The 17,925-nt window shown below is 66.0% G+C and carries 15 protein-coding genes; 1 reads left to right on the top strand and 14 read right to left on the bottom strand.

All coding sequences use genetic code 11. The annotated features are described in order from the left end of the window. Nucleotides 1-57: 57 nt before the first annotated feature. From ACCQ01_RS07515 to lpxD, 7 genes are all read right to left on the bottom strand, one after another. Entirely contained in the window at nt 58-1,017 is a 960-nt protein-coding gene (locus tag ACCQ01_RS07515) for an acetyl-CoA carboxylase carboxyltransferase subunit alpha (RefSeq protein ID WP_011036549.1), read from the bottom strand. A 185-nt stretch (nt 1,018-1,202) separates the two neighbouring features. Beyond that, nucleotides 1,203-4,796 carry a DNA polymerase III subunit alpha gene (gene dnaE, locus ACCQ01_RS07520; RefSeq protein ID WP_228432590.1) on the bottom strand — a complete coding sequence of 1,198 codons (3,594 nt, stop codon included), beginning with the start codon at nt 4,794-4,796 and terminating at the stop codon, nt 1,203-1,205. Nucleotides 4,797-5,049: 253 nt separating this feature from the next. Then, a complete protein-coding gene (gene rnhB, locus ACCQ01_RS07525) occupies nt 5,050-5,772 on the bottom strand; it encodes a ribonuclease HII (RefSeq protein ID WP_228432589.1) in 723 nt (240 codons plus the stop codon). After that, complete coding sequence (lpxB, locus tag ACCQ01_RS07530; protein WP_372358862.1) at nt 5,769-6,965, bottom strand: lipid-A-disaccharide synthase; 1,197 nt, start codon at nt 6,963-6,965, stop codon at nt 5,769-5,771. Before lpxB ends, rnhB begins: the two co-directional genes overlap by 4 nt. Nucleotides 6,966-7,081: 116 nt before the next feature. Further along, nucleotides 7,082-7,873, bottom strand: a complete 792-nt coding sequence (gene lpxA, locus ACCQ01_RS07535) for an acyl-ACP--UDP-N-acetylglucosamine O-acyltransferase (RefSeq protein WP_228432587.1) — start codon at nt 7,871-7,873, stop codon at nt 7,082-7,084. Nucleotides 7,874-7,894: 21 nt separating this feature from the next. Next, nucleotides 7,895-8,356 (bottom strand): 3-hydroxyacyl-ACP dehydratase FabZ, encoded by a 462-nt coding sequence (gene fabZ / locus ACCQ01_RS07540; protein ID WP_042598678.1) that lies wholly within the window; start codon nt 8,354-8,356, stop codon nt 7,895-7,897. Next, nucleotides 8,353-9,366: a UDP-3-O-(3-hydroxymyristoyl)glucosamine N-acyltransferase gene (lpxD, locus tag ACCQ01_RS07545; RefSeq protein ID WP_228432586.1), complete on the bottom strand. Its 1,014-nt coding sequence runs from the start codon at nt 9,364-9,366 to the stop codon at nt 8,353-8,355. The genes fabZ and lpxD overlap by 4 nt, the downstream gene beginning before the upstream one ends. Before the next feature lie 127 nt (nt 9,367-9,493). Between lpxD and ACCQ01_RS07550 the strand changes: the two genes are divergently transcribed. Beyond that, a complete protein-coding gene (locus tag ACCQ01_RS07550; protein WP_011269917.1) occupies nt 9,494-9,694 on the top strand; it encodes a hypothetical protein in 201 nt (66 codons plus the stop codon). Nucleotides 9,695-9,775: 81 nt separating this feature from the next. On the opposite strand, the gene bamA is transcribed toward ACCQ01_RS07550, so the two are convergent. The 7 genes from bamA to pyrH form a co-directional block, all read right to left on the bottom strand. Beyond that, nucleotides 9,776-12,145 (bottom strand): outer membrane protein assembly factor BamA, encoded by a 2,370-nt coding sequence (gene bamA, locus ACCQ01_RS07555; RefSeq protein ID WP_228432585.1) that lies wholly within the window; start codon nt 12,143-12,145, stop codon nt 9,776-9,778. Between the two features lie 83 nt (nt 12,146-12,228). Continuing rightward, nucleotides 12,229-13,575 carry an RIP metalloprotease RseP gene (rseP, locus tag ACCQ01_RS07560; protein WP_115555693.1) on the bottom strand — a complete coding sequence of 449 codons (1,347 nt, stop codon included), beginning with the start codon at nt 13,573-13,575 and terminating at the stop codon, nt 12,229-12,231. A 26-nt stretch (nt 13,576-13,601) separates the two neighbouring features. Beyond that, nucleotides 13,602-14,792: a 1-deoxy-D-xylulose-5-phosphate reductoisomerase gene (locus tag ACCQ01_RS07565; protein ID WP_228432584.1), complete on the bottom strand. Its 1,191-nt coding sequence runs from the start codon at nt 14,790-14,792 to the stop codon at nt 13,602-13,604. 2 nt (nt 14,793-14,794) lie between these two features. Then, nucleotides 14,795-15,622: a phosphatidate cytidylyltransferase gene (locus ACCQ01_RS07570; RefSeq protein ID WP_011036560.1), complete on the bottom strand. Its 828-nt coding sequence runs from the start codon at nt 15,620-15,622 to the stop codon at nt 14,795-14,797. Next, a complete protein-coding gene (gene uppS, locus ACCQ01_RS07575) occupies nt 15,619-16,380 on the bottom strand; it encodes a polyprenyl diphosphate synthase (protein WP_228432583.1) in 762 nt (253 codons plus the stop codon). The genes ACCQ01_RS07570 and uppS overlap by 4 nt, the downstream gene beginning before the upstream one ends. Nucleotides 16,381-16,397: 17 nt before the next feature. After that, nucleotides 16,398-16,955 (bottom strand): ribosome recycling factor, encoded by a 558-nt coding sequence (frr, locus tag ACCQ01_RS07580; RefSeq protein WP_011036562.1) that lies wholly within the window; start codon nt 16,953-16,955, stop codon nt 16,398-16,400. A 236-nt stretch (nt 16,956-17,191) separates the two neighbouring features. Continuing rightward, complete coding sequence (gene pyrH / locus ACCQ01_RS07585; protein ID WP_042598689.1) at nt 17,192-17,914, bottom strand: UMP kinase; 723 nt, start codon at nt 17,912-17,914, stop codon at nt 17,192-17,194. Nucleotides 17,915-17,925 lie beyond the last annotated feature (11 nt).

Here is a 17,925-nt window from a genome sequence, read left to right on the forward strand (position 1 = left end):
CGGTGCAAGGATTCCATTCCGTGGCCGCGCATTCGCACGGCGATCATGACCTGTGACTCAATGCCCTTCGTAGGCACCGTAGCTGCGCAGGCGCTCGTAGCGTTGCTGCATCAGCGCGTCCACCGGCACCTTTTCCAGCGCATCCAGTTCGTTGAGCAACACGGCCTTGAGCCGCTTGCCCATCTGTTCCGGATTGCGGTGTGCGCCGCCGGTGGGTTCACGGATCACCTTGTCGACCAGGCCCAGGCCCTTCAAGCGCTTGGCGGTGAGGCCGAGCTGTTCGGCAGCGTCCTTGGCCTTGGCGGCATCCTTCCACAGGATGGACGCGCAGCCTTCGGGCGAAATCACCGAATAGGTGCCGTATTCCAGCATCAGGGTGCGGTCGCCCACGCCGATCGCCAGCGCGCCGCCGGAGCCGCCTTCGCCGATCACCGTGCAGATCACCGGCACTTTCAGCTCGGCCATTTCCATCAGGTTGCGTGCGATCGCCTCGGACTGGCCGCGCTCTTCCGCACCGATGCCGGGGTAGGCGCCGGGGGTGTCGATGAAGGTCAGCAGCGGCAGGCGGAAGCGTTCGGCCAGCTTCATCAGGCGCAGCGCCTTGCGATAGCCTTCCGGGCGCGGCATGCCGAAATTACGCGCCACCTTGCTCTTGGTGTCGCGGCCTTTCTGGTGCCCGATGATGACCACCGGGCGGCCATCGATGCGGCCCAGGCCACCGACAATCGCCTTGTCGTCGGCATAGGCGCGGTCGCCGGCCAGTTCCTGGAATTCGTCGCACATGGTGTTGATGTAGTCCAGCGTGTACGGGCGCTGCGGATGGCGCGCCAGCTGCGATACCTGCCAGGCCGACAGGTCGCGGAAAATCTGCGCAGTACGCACGCGCAGCTTGTCGCGCAAGGCACGCACTTCCGCATCGACATTCACTGCAGGGCCGGTGCTGGCCTTGCGCAGCTCCTGGATCTTGGCTTCCAGATCGGCGATGGGTTGCTCGAAGTCGAGGTAGTTAGGATTCATGCAATGGCGTCGTCAACGTAAGGCGGGGAGTGTAGCTGAAGCGGTGTCTGCGGCCCGTACGCAGCCGTTCGGTGGCGGGGATTGGGGAGTAGGGATTGGGGATTCGCAACAGCGGTCCAGAGCAACCCGAACGCAGCAGCGCCGCTCGTGCCAATCCCGAATCCCGAATGCCCAATCCCGGCCCCTCAAGCCCACGGCGGGCTGTACTTGACCTTCAACGTGCGCACGGCCGGGTCGGCGCGCAGGCTGTCCATCAGTTGCTGGTCGATGCGCACCGAATGGCTGCCGTTGAGGTCGAGCATGCCGGCCACGCCGCCGGCCGGCGAGCGCAGCAGCAGATCCAGGCGCAGCGGCGTCTTGCCGGGGCGGTGCTTGGCCAGCAACGTGTCGATACGGGACCAGGCCTGTTTCTCGCGCAGATCCAGGCGCAATGACAGCCGCTGCGCGTGGTCGGCGCAGATCTGCTCGTAGTCCCAGCATTGGCGGATGCGCAGGCTGTAGCCGCCGTTGAACTCATCCTCGCGCAGGCCGCCCTTGATGATCAGGATGCGGTCACGGGTGAGCAGGTGGCCGAACTCTGCCATCGCATCGGAGAACGCGCTGCATTCCACCCGGCCGCGGCCATCTTCGAGTTGCACGAACACCTGGCTGTCGCCCTTGCGGCGCACGCCCACCACCTGGCCGGCCAGGATGGCGCTGACTTCAGGACGCCAGGCGCGCTTTTCACCATCGCCGCCTCCACCGCCGCCGCCGCCGCGCTGCTGCGAGGCCAGGATCTTGTCGAGCGCGCTCAGGTCGCAGCCGACCAGTTCGCGCACTTCGTCGCGGTGCGGATCGAACGGATGCCCGCTGAGGTAGAAGCCCAGTGTTTCGCGTTCGCCGGTGAGCAACTGGCCCAGCGGCCATTCCTTGCTTTCGGGCAGGTCCAGGCGCATCGCCGGCGCACTCGGGTCGGGCCCGCCGAACAGCGAGTTCTGGCCGGAGGCACGTTCGCGTGCCATCTGCTCGGTGGCCTTCATCACCTCCGGCAATTGCAGCATCAACGAAGCGCGGTTCTTGCCCAGCCCGTCCATCGCACCGGCGTTGATCATCGCTTCCAGCGTGCGGCGATTGAGCTTTGCGGTGCCCACGCGCGTGCAGAAATCCAGCAGCGTGGTGTAGGGGCCGTTGCGCAGGCGCTCTTCGACGATGGCCTCGCACGCGCCCTGGCCAACGCCCTTGATCGCGCCCAGACCGTACTGGATCGTGTCCGGGCTGGCGGCCTCGAACATGTAGGCCGACTCATTGACGCGCGGCGGCAGCACGGTGAGGCCGAGGTTGCGCACCTCATCGAGAAAGCCCACCACCTTGTCGGTGTTGTCCATATCCGAGGACAACGTGGCCGCCATGAATTCGGCCGGATAGTGACGCTTGAGCCACGCGGTCTGGTAGCTGACCAGCGCATAGGCGGCGGCGTGCGACTTGTTGAAGCCGTAGCCGGCGAACTTCTCCATCAGGTCGAAGATTTCATCGGCCTTCTGCGCGCTCACGCCGCCCTTGGCCGCGCCTTCGCGGAAAATTTCGCGGTGCTTGGCCATTTCGGCCGGCACCTTCTTGCCCATCGCACGACGCAACAGGTCGGCGCCGCCCAGCGAATAATCGCCGACGATCTGCGCCATCTGCATCACCTGCTCCTGATACACCATGATGCCGTAGGTGTCTTTCAGGATCGCTTCGGTGCGCGGATCGGGATAGATGATCTCTTGCTGGCCGTGTTTACGCGCGTTGAAGTCCGGGATCAGGTCCATCGGGCCGGGCCGGTACAGCGACACCAGCGCGATCAAGTCTTCAAAGCGGTCCGGGCGCGCGTCCTTGAGCAGGCGACGCATGCCCGAGGATTCGAACTGGAACACCGCGCCGGTGTTGCCCGAGGCGAACACGCCCTTGTAAGTGGGCGCATCGTCCAGCGGAATGGCGGTGATGTCGACCGGGTCGATACCGGCACGTGCGTGGCGCACGTTGATCGCCTTCACCGCCCAATCGATGATGGTCAGCGTGCGCAGGCCCAGGAAGTCGAACTTCACCAAGCCGACTTCTTCCACGTCGTTCTTGTCGAACTGGGTGACCGGATTCTTGCCGCGGCCGCCTTCGTCGTGTTCGGCGAACAGCGGGCAGAATTCGCTCAACGGTTCGGGCGCGATCACCACGCCGCCGGCGTGCTTGCCGGCGTTGCGGGTGAGGTCTTCGAGCTGGCGCGCCAGGTCCATCAGGTCGCGGACATCGTCCTCGACCTGGTAGCGCTGGATCAGCTCCGGCGAGGCCATCTCCGAGTCCTTGCCTTCGCCCATCGCATCCTTGAGCGTGATGCCCAGGATGTTGGGAATCAGCTTGGCGACGCTGTCGACCAGACCGTACGTGAAACCGAGCACGCGCCCGGCGTCGCGCACCACCGCCTTGGCGGCCATGGTGCCGTAGGTGATGATCTGGCTGACCCGCTCGCGGCCGTATTTGCGTGCGACGTAGTCGATCACCTCATCGCGGCGGTCCATGCAGAAGTCGATGTCGAAGTCGGGCATCGACACGCGCTCTGGATTCAAGAAGCGCTCGAACAGCAGGTTGTACGGCAGCGGGTCCAGATCGGTGATCTGCAGCGCCCACGCCACCAGCGAACCGGCACCGGAGCCGCGGCCCGGGCCGATCGGGATGCCCTGGTTCTTTCCCCACTGGATGAAGTCGGCCACGATCAGGAAGTAGCCGGGGAAACCCATCTTGATGATGGTGTCCAGCTCGAATTCGAGCCGGTCCACGTAGTCCTGGCGGGTCTTGCCGGGCGCGATCGGATTCTTTTCCAGTCGCGCGGCCAGACCGTCGCGCGACTGGCTGCGGATCCAGCTGTCCAGGGTTTCGTCTTCCGGCACCGGGTAGGCGGGCAGGAAGTAAGTGCCCAGGCGCATTTCGATGTTGCAGCGCTGCGCCAGCGCCAGCGTGTTGTCGATGGCGTCGGGCACATCGGCGAACAGCGCGGTCATCTCCTCGCTGGACTTGAGGTATTGCTGGTCGCTGTAGTCGCGCGGGCGCTTGGGGTCGTCCAGCACGCGGCCGGAGGAAATGCACACGCGCGCTTCGTGCGCCGCAAAGTCGCTGGCATACAGAAAGCGCACATCGTTGCTGGCGACCACCGGCAGCCCGCGCACGCCGGCGGCATGCAGTGCGAACTGGTTGAAGCGCTCCTCGCCCTCGCGGCCGGTGCGGGTCAGCTCCAGGTGCAGGCCGTCGCCGAACACCCGCTGCCAGTCGGCGAGCTGCTGCTCGGCCAGGTCGGCGCGGCCTTCGGCGAACAGCCGCCCCGCCAGGCTGTCGCGGCCGGCCAGGGCGAACAGGTTGGCATGCCCGGCCTGCAGCCATTCGGGGTGGATCGCCACGCCGCCCTCGGGGCGGTGGCCCTCCATCCAGGCGCGGGTGAGCAGCCGCGACAGGCTCAGGTAGCCTTCGCGGTCGCGGCACAGCAGGGTCATGCGCCAGGGCGTCATGTCCGGCGTGGCGATCATCACGTCGGCGCCGGCGATGGGCTTGATGCCCACGCCTTCGGCGGCCTTGTAGAACTTGACCAGGGCGAACAGGTTGTTCAGGTCGGTGACCGCCAGCGCGGGCAGGTCGAGTTCGACCGCGCGGCTCAGCAGGTTGGCCTGCTTGGCTTTTTTCGGGTCAGCCTGATCCGGTTTCTCGGGCACGCGGATGGTGGAATCCGCCAACGAGAACTCGGTGTGGACGTGCAGATGGACGAAGCGGGAAGTGGACATGCGAGACCGGAATAATGCGCGGTCAGGGTAGCGACGGCGGGCGGGTGGAACAAGGCTTGACAGCGGGGTTCACGCGCCGCGCCCAGGCGGGGCAGGGGCTGGGCGGCGCGGGTGGTTCAGGCGGCGGCGGGTTGCGCCGGTGTGCAGGCGGGCGGATGCGCAAGCTGCGTGGCGAGCGCGAGAGCCTCGTAGTGGCGACCCGGCGACCCGGCGACCCGGCGACCCGGCGACCTGCAGACGGCAATAGATCGGCTTACTCGGCCAGCAGCAGTCCATCGGCAGGCGCGCAGGGCACGTCCCAGGCGGTTTGGGCGGTCTCCAGCCCCAGCGCACGGCGCACCGGGGCAAAGCTGCGCCGGTGCTGCGGGCAGGGCCCGTGGGTCTGCAGGGCCGCCAGATGGGCCGGAGTGCTGTAGCCCTTGTGCAGGTCGAAGCGGTATGCGGGGTGCTGCGCATGCAGCTCGCGCATCAGCCGGTCGCGGGTGACCTTGGCCACGATCGAGGCCGCCATGATGGCGCGATCCAGTGCATCGCCGCCGATCAATGCCTCGGCCGGGCAGGGCAGCCCTTTGGGCACCCGGTTGCCGTCGATGCGCGCAAACCCGGCCACATGCGCCACGCCTTCCACCGCACGGCGCATGCCCAGCATGGTGGCCTGGTAGATGTTGATGCGGTCGATCTCCTCGCTGTCGATCAGCACCACCGACCAGGCCAGCGCGCGATCGACGATGCGTGCATACAGCTGCTCACGGCGCTCGGCGCTGAGCTGCTTGGAATCGTCCAGCCCGTTGATGCGCGGCTTGGCCGGGTCGAACACCACCGCAGCCACGGCCACGGGCCCGGCCAGCGGACCACGGCCGGCTTCGTCGACGCCGGCAATGAGGCGGGAATCGGGAGTCGGGAATGGGGAATCGGTAAACAGCGCGTTCTGCGCCGCCGGGACGGCGATCGTGCGGTCGGAGCTGGAGCGCGTCATGACCCCGCTCCTCCCGCTTCCCGCTTCCCGATTCCCGAATCCCTGCCTTCAAGCAGCTCAGCCACCGCCTCGGCCGCGCGCGCCGAGGCGTCCTGGCGCAGCTGCGCATGCAGGGCCAGATAGCGCGACTGCAGGCCGGCGACTTTTTCCGGGTGCTTGAACCAGTCCAGCAGGGCCACGCACAGGCGCTCCGGGGTGCAGTCGTCCTGCATCAGCTCCGGCGCCAGGTCTTCGTTGGCCAGGATGTTGGGCAGGGCATAGCGGTTGACCTTGAGCAGGCCCAGCGTCTTGACGATGCGGTAGGTGAGCGGCGCGACCTTGTAGCCCACCACCATTGGCCGCTTGACCAGCATCGCTTCCAGGGTGGCGGTGCCGGAGGCCAGCAGCACCACGTCGGCGGCCAGCATCGCGGTGCGCGCCTGGCCATCGAGCAGGTGCGAGCGCATCACCGGCAGCGAACTGCGCGACAACTGCTCGGCCAGCAACTGCTTGCAGCCCGGATTGGCGGCCGGCACCAGCACGTGCAGGTTGGGCAGGTGCTCGGAGACCAGCCAGGCCGCCTGGAAGAAGGTGTCGCCCAGCCGGCTGATTTCGCCATGCCGGCTGCCTGGCAGCACCGCCAGCACGGTGCTGGACGTCGACAGCCCCAGCTTGGCGCGTGCGGCCTCGCGGTCGGCCTGGTAGGCAATGGCGTCGGCCATCGGGTGGCCGACGAAGCGCGCATCCACGCCGTGCCTGGCGTAGATCGGCGGCTCCATCGGGAACAGGCACAACACCAGGTCGGCGCTGACGCCGATCTTCTCGGCACGCTTCTCGCGCCAGGCCCACACCGAGGGGCTCACGTAATGCACGGTGCGCACGCCACGCTGCTTGAGCCAGCGCTCCACCGGCAGATTGAAGTCGGGCGCGTCGATGCCGATGAATACATCCGGCTTCCACGCCAGCACGCGCTCGCGAAAGGCGCTGCGCAATTTGAGCAGGCGCGGCAGATGCCGCAGCACTTCGGTCAGGCCCATCACCGCCAGCTCGCTGGCGTCGAACCAGGTCTGGCATCCGGCACTGCGCATCGCATCGCCGCCGATACCGACGAATTCGGCATCGGGATAGCGGCGGCGCAGTGCGTCAATCAAGCCGGCACCGAGGATGTCGCCGGATGCTTCGCCGGCGATCAGGGCGATACGTGGAGCGCGCATGCGCGCGCCGGGAATCGGGGGTGGGGAATGGGGAATCGATGCGGCATCCGGGACGGTGACGGCCGCACCAACATGCGCGCCTGCACCGTGTTCCGGTTCTCGATTCCCGATTCCGGTCATCGCAGCAGCGGCCGTTCCGCCGCCTCGATGAACTCGAGCAGCCCTCGCACGTCGTCGCTGTCGCGCGCCTGTTCGGCCAGCTGCAGCTTTGCTTCGGCCAGCGGCAGGCCGGCCACATACAGCGTGCGGTAGGCGCGCTTGATCGCGGAGATCCGCTCGGCATCGAAGCCGCGGCGCTTGAGCCCCTCGCTGTTGATGCCGCGCGGGCGGCCCAGCGAGTCGCTGCCCACCATGGTGAAGGGTGGCACGTCGCCATTGGTCAGCGCGCCCATGCCCAGGAAGGCGTGCGCGCCGATCCGGCAGAACTGATGCGCGCCGGCAAACCCGCTGATGATCACGTAGTCGCCCACGGTGACGTGGCCGGCCAGCGTGGTGTTGTTGGAGAACACGCAGTGATTGCCGACGTGGCAGTCGTGCGCCACGTGCGTGTAGGCCAGCATCCAGTTGTCGTCGCCGACCACGGTGATGCCGCCGCCGCCGCCGGTGCCACGGTTGATGGTGACGAACTCGCGGATCACGTTGCCGTTGCCGATCACCAGTTCGGTGCGCTCGCCGGCGTACTTCTTGTCCTGCGGTTCGCCGCCGATCGCGGCGTGGCCGATGAAGCGGTTGTTGCTGCCGATCCGGGTCGGGCCTTGGATGGAACAATGCGGCCCCACCTCGGTGCCGGCGCCGATCTCCACGTCTGCGCCGATCAGCGAAAACGCGCCGACGCGCACATCGCTGGCCAGCCGCGCCGCAGGGTCGATGACAGCGGTGGGATGAATCAAGGGTGCCTGATCACGCATCGTCTCACCTCCAAAAACGGGTTATTCCCTGGCGCCGGCGCACATGACTTCGGCACTGGCCACGACTTCGCCGTTGACCTTGGCCTCGCCGTAATAGCATCCCATGTTGCGGATCAGGCGCTTCATCTGCACCTCCAGGATCAGCACATCGCCCGGCACCACCTGCTTGTTGAAGCGCGCGTTGTCGACCTTGACCATGTAGAACAGCTTGGACAGCGCATCGCGCCCCAGGCCGAGCTGGGTCATCACGCCGCCGGCCTGTGCCAGCGCTTCGATGATCAGCACACCCGGCATCACCGGACGGGTCGGGAAGTGCCCCTGAAAGAACGGCTCGTTGATGGTGACGTTCTTCTGCCCGACGATGCGCTTGGCTTCCAGATCCAGCTCGATGACGCGGTCGATCAGCAGGAACGGGTAGCGGTGCGGGATCAGCGTCTGGATCTGATTGACGTCGATCGGCAGCTCGTAAATGGGGTGACTCATTGGTTCTCCTTGCCCACAGCCAGAATGCGCCTTGCCAGCGCATCGAGTTGTTTGAAGCGCGCGGCATTCTTGCGCCACGTGCGATTGTCGGTGAGAGGGGTGCCGGACGAGTACTCGCCGGGCTCATGGATGGAATTGCGCACCACCGACTTGCCGGTGATGACCACCTTGTCGCAGATCTCCAGATGGCCAACCACGCCAACGTGGCCGCCCAGCAGGCAATAGCGGCCGATCTTTGCGCTGCCGGCGATACCGGTGCAGCCGGCGATCGCACTGTGCGCGCCGATGCGGCAGTTGTGGGCAATCTGCACCAGGTTGTCCACGCGCACGTCTTCTTCCAGCACGGTGTCTTCCAGCGCGCCGCGGTCGATGCAGGTGTTGGCGCCAATTTCGCAATCGTCGCCGATCACCACGCCGCCCAGCTGCGGCACCTTGATCCAGTGGCCAGCGTCCATCGCTAGGCCAAAGCCGTCGGCGCCGAGCACCGCGCCGGGATGCACGCGCACGCGCTTGCCCAGGCGAACACGGGTCACCAGGGTAACGCGGGCAATCAGTTCGCATCTGTCATCGACCACGCAGTCTTCGCCGATGATGCTGCCGGCGCCGATCACGCAACCATCGCCCACGCGGCTGCCCGCGCCAATGCTCACGAACGGGCCGACATGCGCGGTTGGCGACACGGTGGCGGTCGGGTCGATCACCGCGGAGGCATGGATGCCGGGCGCACGCGCCGGCGCGACATCGAACAGCGCGGCGATCTTGGCGAATGCGGTGTACGGGTCCTTGGCGACCAGTGCCGTGCCCTGCGCAGACTCGGCATCGTCAGCACGCAGGATCACAACCGACGCCTGCGTTTCGGCCAGTTGCGGGCGATAGCGCGGGTTGGCCAGGAAGCTCAGCTGTCCTATTCCCGCGTGCGCAAGGGTGGCGACACCGCTGACTTCGGTGGCGCCATCGCCGACAACGGTCAGACCAAATTGCGCGGCAATCTCACTGGCGGTCAAACGCATCAGGTGAACCTCTTTTAAACATGAAGGCGCTGGTTTTACGAAAAGAAAACGCAACCAACAACTGACTAAAACTCCGGGCGTATCCCTTGCGTGGTCGCAATCGTGCGGCACATCTAGGAAGAAGCATATGAAAACTGTCCTCTCCGTCTTCGGAAGCCTGGTCCTGCTGGGTGCGGTCAGCACCGCCTCCGCGTATGACTTCTCGGAACAGCAAGCCAATGCGCAGAGCCTGTGGGACCAGCAGGTCCAGTGCGTCAACAGCTCCGATTGGAGCGGCACCGCCGACTGCCTGGGCACCGTGTGGAGCAACTACCTCAGCACCTACTGAGTCAGTCCCGCAAACAGACCTGGTGTAAACAAACAATGGCGGCCCGAGTAGTCGGGCCGCCATTGTTTTGCTGCGTCCTACTTAGAACTGGCCGCCGAAGGTGAACTGCAAGCGCTCGACTTCGTCGTTGTCTTCCTTCTTCAGCGGGAATGCGTAGCTGATCGAGATGGGGCCGACCGGCGCACGCCACAAGAGCGCCACGCCGGTAGAGGCGCGCAGCTCGTTGGCCTTGAAGTTGTCCACGCCGTTATAGACGTTACCGAAGTCGAAGAACGCCGAGATGCGTGCCGACGGGCTGTCGAACAGCTTCGGGAAATACATTTCCACCGAGCCCACGGTCTTGAACGAGCCACCGAGCGGCTGGCCGCGCGAATACGACAAGGTCGGCTCCGAGCGCGGTCCCAGTGTGTTGTCTTCGAAGCCACGCACCGAGTTGGTACCGCCGGCGTAGAAGTTCTCGTAGAAGGGCAGGCCCGAGGCGGTGATCGTGCGGCTGGAACCATCCGGATTGGTGACCATGCGCGAGCTGTCGTTGCCGTAGCTGTCGCCGTAGCCCAGTTCGAAGCGCGTGTTCAACACGATCGCCGGAATGATCGGCCAGTAATTGGAGATCTGGTAGTTGAGCTTGTAGTACTCGACCGTGGAGCCAGGCAGGGTGGTTTCCAGACCAACACGCTGGTACATGCCGCGGGTTGGCATGAAGAAGTCATTGCGGGTATCGCGCGCCCAGCCCAACTCGGTGCGCCAGGCGTGGAAGGTGCGCGTGCCGATCGCGTCGATGTAGTCGACGATCGCCTGCGGCGTGGAACCGCCAAAGGTGGTGATCTGATTGCTGTCGATACCGATCATCGCCGAGACGGTGTCGTTTTCGGTGATCGGCACGCCGAACACCACCTGCGCCGAGCCGTTGGTGCTGTTGTACTGCGCGGTGTTGAAGTCCGAGTAATCGAGTTCACGCCACGACAGGTTGTAGCCCAGCGACACGCCGTCATCGGTAAAGAACGGATTGGTGTACGAGAACGCATAGCGCTGCTGAAAGGTGCTGCGCGAGGCTTCCACGGCCACGCGGTTACCGCCGCCCAGGAAGTTGTTCTGCGACAACTGCACCGAGGTGGTCACACCGAAGCTCTGCGAATAGCCCAGGCCGAACACGAAGCTGCCGGAGGTGGTTTCCTTGACGTTGTAGACCACGTCCACCTGGTCGTTGCTGCCCGGCACCGCGGGGGTTTCCACGTCCACGCTCTCGAAGTAGCCCAGGCGTTGCAGACGGATCTTGGAACGGTCGATCGCGGCCTGCGAGTACCAGGTGTTCTCGAACTGGCGCATTTCGCGGCGCAAGACCTCGTCGGAGGTGCGGCTGTTGCCCTTGTACAGGATGCGGCGCACCGACACGCGCGGCCCCGGCACCACCTGCAGGTTCACTGCAACGGTGCGGTCTTCGCGGTTTGGCGTGGGGATCGGGTTGACCTTGGCAAAGGCGTAGCCGACGTTGCTCAGCGTGTTGGTGATGGCATCGGAGGTGTATTCCAGCAAGGCGCGCGAGAAGATGTCGCCGGCCTTGGGGATCACCAGGCGCTCGATGTCTGCCTGCGGCAATACAGTGTCGCCGGTGACCTTGATCTCGGAAATCTTGTACTGCTCACCCTCGGTCACGCCGGCGCTAACGAACATGTCGCGCTTGTCCGGGCTGATCGATACCTGGGTGGAGTCGATGCTGAAGTCGACATAGCCACGGTCCAGGTACCAGGAGTTAAGCTTCTCCAGGTCGCCGGACATCTTTTCCTTGGAGTACTGGTCGTCGCGGCGGTACCACGAGGCCCAGTTGTGCTCCTTGGATTCCCAATTTTCCAGGATGTCTTCGTTGGCGAACTTTTCCGTACCAATCAGGTTGACGTGGCGGATCTTGGCCGCCTTGCCTTCCTTGATCGCGATGGCCACATCGACGCGGTTGCGGTCCAGCGGGCTGACCGTCGGGGTGATCTCGACGTTGTACTTGCCGCGGTTGTTGTACTGGCGGGTCAACTCCTGGGTCACGCGGTCCAGGCTCAGACGGTCGAAAGTGCCGCCTTCGGTCAGGCCGATGTCGCCCAGGCCCTTGAGCAGTTCTTCGGACTTGATGTCCTTGTTGCCGGTCACGGTGAGCTTGTTGATCGCCGGGCGTTCCTTGACCGTGATGACCAGGATGTTGCCCTGGCGATCCAGCTGTACGTCTTCGAAGAAGCCGGTGCGGTACAGCGCGCGGATCGAGTCGGCGACCTTGCCATCGTCCACGGTATCGCCACGGTTCACCGGCAGGTAGGTGAACACGGTGCCGGATGCGATGCGCTGCAGGCCGTCCACGCGGATGTCGCTGGCGACGAACGGCTCGGCGGCCAGGGCTGCGGCGGCTGGCAGGCTGAGGCCGGCGGCAAGAGCGAGGGCAAGCAGGCGGCGAGTGGGAAGACGCGTCATGTCACATCCGGTTGGAGTCGATTGCGGGTGTTGCTGGGTGCCGGCGTATGACGACGACAACAGGCGGAAAGAGTGGAGCAGCTTCATCGTGGAACCAGGCCGAGGATGTCGTTGTAGAACGCCAGACCCATCAAGCCTGCCAGGACCGCGAGGCCGACATATTGCCCGGCGATCATGGCCCGTTCGCTGATCGGGCTGCCCTTGACCAACTCAATAAGGTAATACAGCAGGTGCCCACCGTCCAAGATTGGGATGGGCATCAGGTTGATGATGGCCAGGCTGAGCGAGAGCAGGCCCAGGAAATACAGGAACCAGTCCACGCCACGTTCGGCCGAGGCGTTGGCGGCGCGGGCGATGGTCACCGGGCCGGAAATGTTCTTCACCGAGGCCTGGCCGGTCAGCATGCGCTTCATCATGCCCAGCGAATCGGCGGTCATCTTGCCGGTTTCGCGGATCGCGGCAGGTACTGCGGCAAACACCCCGTATTGCTGGCGGCTGTCGTAGGCCGGCGCCGCGGTGGCCGCAAACCCCACACCCAGCATCCACTGGCCTTCGGGCGACTTGCGCGGGGCAATTTCCAGCGCCAGCCGGTCGTCTTCGCGCGCGACCTCGATCATGCCGATGCCGCCCTGCGTGCCCAGCGCCTGGAGCTGGGCGGGCACTTCGCCGGCCGAGCGGATCGGCTGGCCGTCGATGGCCACGATCCGGTCGCCCGGCTTGAGGACGCCGTCGGCCGCCGAGCCGGCGACCACCTTGTCCACCACCGGCGGCTGCAGCATGAACTGCCAGCCGATGCCGGCCAGCGTGGCCACGCGGCGCTCATCGAACCCCACTGGCAGCTGCGACAGGCGCAGCGTGTGCTCGCTGTTGCCACCTTCGTCTGCTGCGGTCAGCACCTGCACGTCGCGGCGGTCCATGGCCGCGGTGGTCAACTGCATGCTGGCATCGCTCCAGCTGCTGACGCTGCGGCCGTCGATGCGCACGATGCGCTCGCCCGGCACCAGCCCGGCGGCGGCGGCCAGCCCATCGGCGCGGCCGACGGTGGCCGAGTAATCCTGCTTGCCGATCACAAACATCGCCCACAGCATGACCATGCATAGCAGCAGGTTGGCGATCGGTCCGGCGGCCACGATCGCGATGCGCTGCCACACCGTCTTGCGGTTGAAGGCCTGCTCACGCTCGGCGGGGTGCACCTCGCCTTCGCGTTCGTCGAGCATCTTCACGTAGCCGCCCAGTGGGATCGCGGCGATCGCGAACTCGGTGCCGTGGCGGTCGCGGCGCATCCACAGCGGCTTGCCGAAACCGACCGAAAAGCGCAGCACCTTGACGCCGCAGCGGCGCGCGACCCAGAAGTGCCCGAATTCGTGGAAGGTCACCAACACGCCCAGGCTGACGATCATCCACCAGACCGAACCGATGAAATCACCCATGGATGCAACTCGGCAGCGTGGTTCGATCAGGCATGAAGGGAATAATGGGCGAGGGCGCGTTCAGTGGTTCGCCGTGCTTCGGCATCGGCGAAAAGGAGAGTATTCAGGGTATCGGCATTCTGCCGCTGAAGCGTTGTCAGCGTGTGTTCGACCAACGCAGGGATAGCTAGGAAACCCACCTTGCCCTGAAGAAACGCTGAAACAGCCACTTCGTTAGCCGCGTTCAGGATGGCCGGCGCGGTGCCGCCGGCGCGTAAGGCGTCCCAGGCCAGGCGCAGGCACGGGAACGCCTCGGTGTCCGGAGCTTCGAAGTCCAGCCGGCCTTGCTGCAGCAGATCCAGGCCGCCGACGCCGGACTCGACGCGCTCCGGCCAGGCCAGGCCGACCGCCAGGGTGGTGCGCATGTCCGGCAGCCCGAGCTGGGCCAGGGTGGAGCCGTCGACGAATTCCACCAACGAATGCACCAGGCTCTGCGGGTGCACCAGCACGTCGATCTGCTCGCCGGGCAGGCCGAACAGATGGTGCGCCTCGATCACTTCCAGGCCCTTGTTCATCAGCGTGGCCGAATCGACCGAGATCTTCGGGCCCATCGACCATTTCGGGTGCGCCACCGCTTGGGCGGGCGTCACTTCGGCCAATTGCGCACGCTGGCGGCCGCGGAACGGCCCGCCGGAGGCGGTCAGGATCACCCGCCGCACCCCGCGGCTGGCGTCGCAGGAGCGCAGGCACTGAAAGATTGCACTGTGCTCGCTGTCGATCGGAATGATTTCCGCGCCCGCTGCCGCAGCAGTGCGGGTCAGCAGCTCGCCGGCCAGCACCAGGGATTCCTTGTTGGCCAGCAACAGCCGCTTGCCGGCGGCCGCGGCCGCCAGGGTGGACGACAGGCCGGCGGCGCCGACAATCGCCGCCACCACGGTGTCGCAGGCATCGCTGGCCGCCAGCGCGTCCAGCGCCTGATCACCGGCATGCGCCTGGGTGGTCAGGCCGGCGGCGCGCAGGCCATCGCGCAAGGCCGGATACAAGGCGGCGTCGGCGATCACCGCATGTGCGGGGCGGTGCTGCACGCACAACGCCAGCAGCGCATCGACCTTGCTGCCGGCCGACAGCACGCTGGCACGCAGCCGCTCCGGATGCCGGGCAATCACGTCCAGTGCCGAGGCACCGATGGAGCCGGTCGCGCCAAACACGGCGACCCGACGAAGAGAAGAACCTGACATGCCTAGAATCCGAGAATTTCCTTGCCGAGCGCGAACACCGGCAGCGCGGCGAGCACGCCGTCGATCCGATCCAGTACGCCGCCGTGGCCGGGAATCACCGTGCCCGAATCCTTGGCGCCGGCATGCCGCTTGAGCAGGCTTTCGAACAGATCGCCCAGCACCGAGGCCAGCACCGCGACGGCGGCCACCAGCACCAGCTGCGGCACATGCGCCAGGGTCAGCCCGGCCAGCCAGCCGAATGCGCAGGCCACGGCAATACCGGCGACCAGCCCGCCCAGCAGGCCTTCGATGGTCTTGTTGGGGCTGATCCGCGGCGCCAACTTGTGCTTGCCGAACCGCCGCCCGGCGAAATACGCGCCCGAATCAGCCGCCCAGACCATGGTCAGCGCGGTCAGCAGCCACAGGTTGCCCTTGTCGGGATTGGCGTGCAGCAGCACCAGCGCGGCCCAGGCCGGCAGGACCGCCAGCGTGCCGGCGGCCAGCTTGAGCGCGCGTGCCTGGCCATTGCCGTGATCGGCGCCGAAGTTGAAGAACCGCAACCACAGCAGCGCCACCAGCCACCAGCCAACGCCCACCAGGGCAGCGATCTGGAACAGCACCATCGAACCGACCGATGCCCAGACCATCAGCACCATCAGCAGCAGGTTGAGCATCAGCAGTACGGTGCGCGGCAGGCTGTCGTCGATGCCGGACAGCTTGAGCCACTCCCACAGCCCGGTCAGGAACAGGATCGCCGCCAGCGCCGCCAGCCACTGGGTGGGCAGCAGCACGATCGCGCAGATGGCGAGCGGCGCCATGATCAGCGCGGCAATCACACGGGTCTGGGTCATGCGGAAGACGTCTCCGTCGCCTTCTCGGCGATCTGGGCGCTGGTCAGGCCGAAGCGGCGTTCGCGCCCGGCATAGTCGTCCAGAGCCTGTTGCAGCACGCTGGCGTCGAACTCCGGCCACAGGGTTTCGGTGAACCATAGCTCGGTGTAGGCGAGCTGCCACAACAGGAAATTGCTGATCCGGGTGTCGCCGCCGGTGCGGATGAACAGGTCCGGCGCCGGCAGATCGGCCAGCGCGACCCGGCTGGCCAGCAAGGCTTCGTCGATCTGCTCCGGCTGCAACCGGCCCGCCGCGACCTCGACCGCCAGCGCGCGCGCGGCCATGGCGATGTCCTGGCGGCCGCCATAGCTGGCGGCGATGCTCAGCACCAGCCGCGTGTTAGCCGCGGTGATGCGCTCGGCACCGGCCATGCGGTCGCGCAGTGGCGCGGCAAAGCGGCTGCGGTCGCCGATGAAACGCACCTGCACGCCACGCCGCTGCAACTCTTCGACCTCACGATCGAGTGCATGCAGGAACAGCTTCATCAGTGCATCGACTTCGTCCTGCGGGCGGCCCCAGTTCTCACTGGAAAACGCAAACAGGGTCAGTGCCGACACGCCCTTGTCGAGACAGAAATCGATGGTGCGGTTGACCGCCCGCGCGCCGGCACGGTGGCCGATCACGCGCGGACGCCGCCGACGCTGCGCCCAGCGCCCGTTGCCATCCATGATGATGGCAATGTGGCGCGGCACCGCGGCAGCGGAGGGCTCCGAATGCATGGCAGTGGACGCCACGGTCAGACCGTCATCAATTCCTGTTCCTTGCCCTTGACGACCTCATCCACGTCCTTGATGGCCTTGTCGGTGAGCTTCTGGATATCGTCTTCGGCGCCGCGCGCTTCGTCCTCGGTGACCTGCTTGTCCTTGAGCAGATCCTTGACCTGCTGGTTGGCATCGCGCCGGATGTTGCGGATGGCGACCTTGGCGTCTTCGCCTTCGCCATGCACCGACTTGCTCAACTCCTTGCGGCGCTCTTCGGTGAGCGGCGGCAGGTTCAGGCGGATCACGGTGCCGACCACGGTCGGGGTCAGACCCAGGTCGGAGGCATAGATCGCCTTCTCGACGTCCTTGATCATGCCCTTGTCGAACAGGCTGATGACCAGCGAGCGGCCTTCAGAGACGCTGATGCTGGCGACCTGGTTGAGGGGGGTGTCGGTGCCGTAGGCCTTGACCTTGATGTTGTCCAGCAGCGCCGGCGAGGCGCGGCCGGTGCGCACGGTGGTCAGGGAATGGCGCAGAGCATCGATGCTCTTGGTCATGCGCGTCTGCGCGTCTTGTTTGATCTGGTTGAGCATCGCCGAACGTCCTGGTGAATCGTAATTGATCGATTATAGCCGCCAGCGACGCCGACAGCCGGCGCAGCGCAGCAAAAAGCCCGGCAGGCGCCCGCCGGGATTCATGGGGGCGCACGGCGCGGCCGGGCGGGGCTGACCCAGTTTGCATGGTGGAAATGCAGCACAGCCGCCCGGAGGCGGCTGTGTGGTCACTGTCTGGCGAGTCGCGGCGTCTCAGCCGGGCCCGACCGTGTCGCTCAGCTGCGGCCCTGTACCAGCGTGCCGATCTGCGCGCCGTGCAGGATGCGCAGCAGCACGCCGGGCTCGCTCATGCCGAAGATGCGCAGCGGCAGGTCGCTGTCGCGGGCCAGTGCGAAGGCGGCGGTGTCCATCACTTCCAGGCCCTGCATGATCACTTCGTCGTAGGTCAGGCTGTCGTAACGCACCGCATCGGTGTGCTTCTTCGGGTCCTTGTCGTACACGCCATCGACCTTGGTCGCCTTCAGCAGCAGATCGGCGCCGATCTCGATCGCACGCAGCGCGGCGCCCGAGTCCGTGGTGAAGAACGGGTTGCCGGTGCCGGCGGCGAAGATCGCGATGCGGCCCTTTTCCAGGTGACGGATCGCGCGGCGGCGGATGAAGTCTTCGCAGACGTCGTTGATCTTGATCGCGCTCATCACGCGCACCTTGGCGCCGAGCTTTTCCAGCGCGTCCTGCATGGCCAGCGCGTTGATCACGGTGGCCAGCATGCCCATATGGTCGCCGGTGACGCGGTCCATGCCGCTGGCAGCCAGGCCGGCGCCGCGGAAGATGTTGCCGCCGCCGATCACCAGCGCAACCTGCGCGCCGGCCTGCTGGGCTTCGATCACTTCATGCGCGAGGCGATTGATGACCTTGGGGTCGATGCCGTAATCCCCATCCCCCATCAGCGCCTCCCCGGAAAGTTTGAGAAGGATGCGGCGATAGGAAAGTTCAGACATGGGGGGAGGCC

The sequence above is a fragment of the Xanthomonas sp. NCPPB 4037 genome (assembly GCF_041475695.2).
GTDB lineage: Bacteria > Pseudomonadota > Gammaproteobacteria > Xanthomonadales > Xanthomonadaceae > Xanthomonas > Xanthomonas campestris.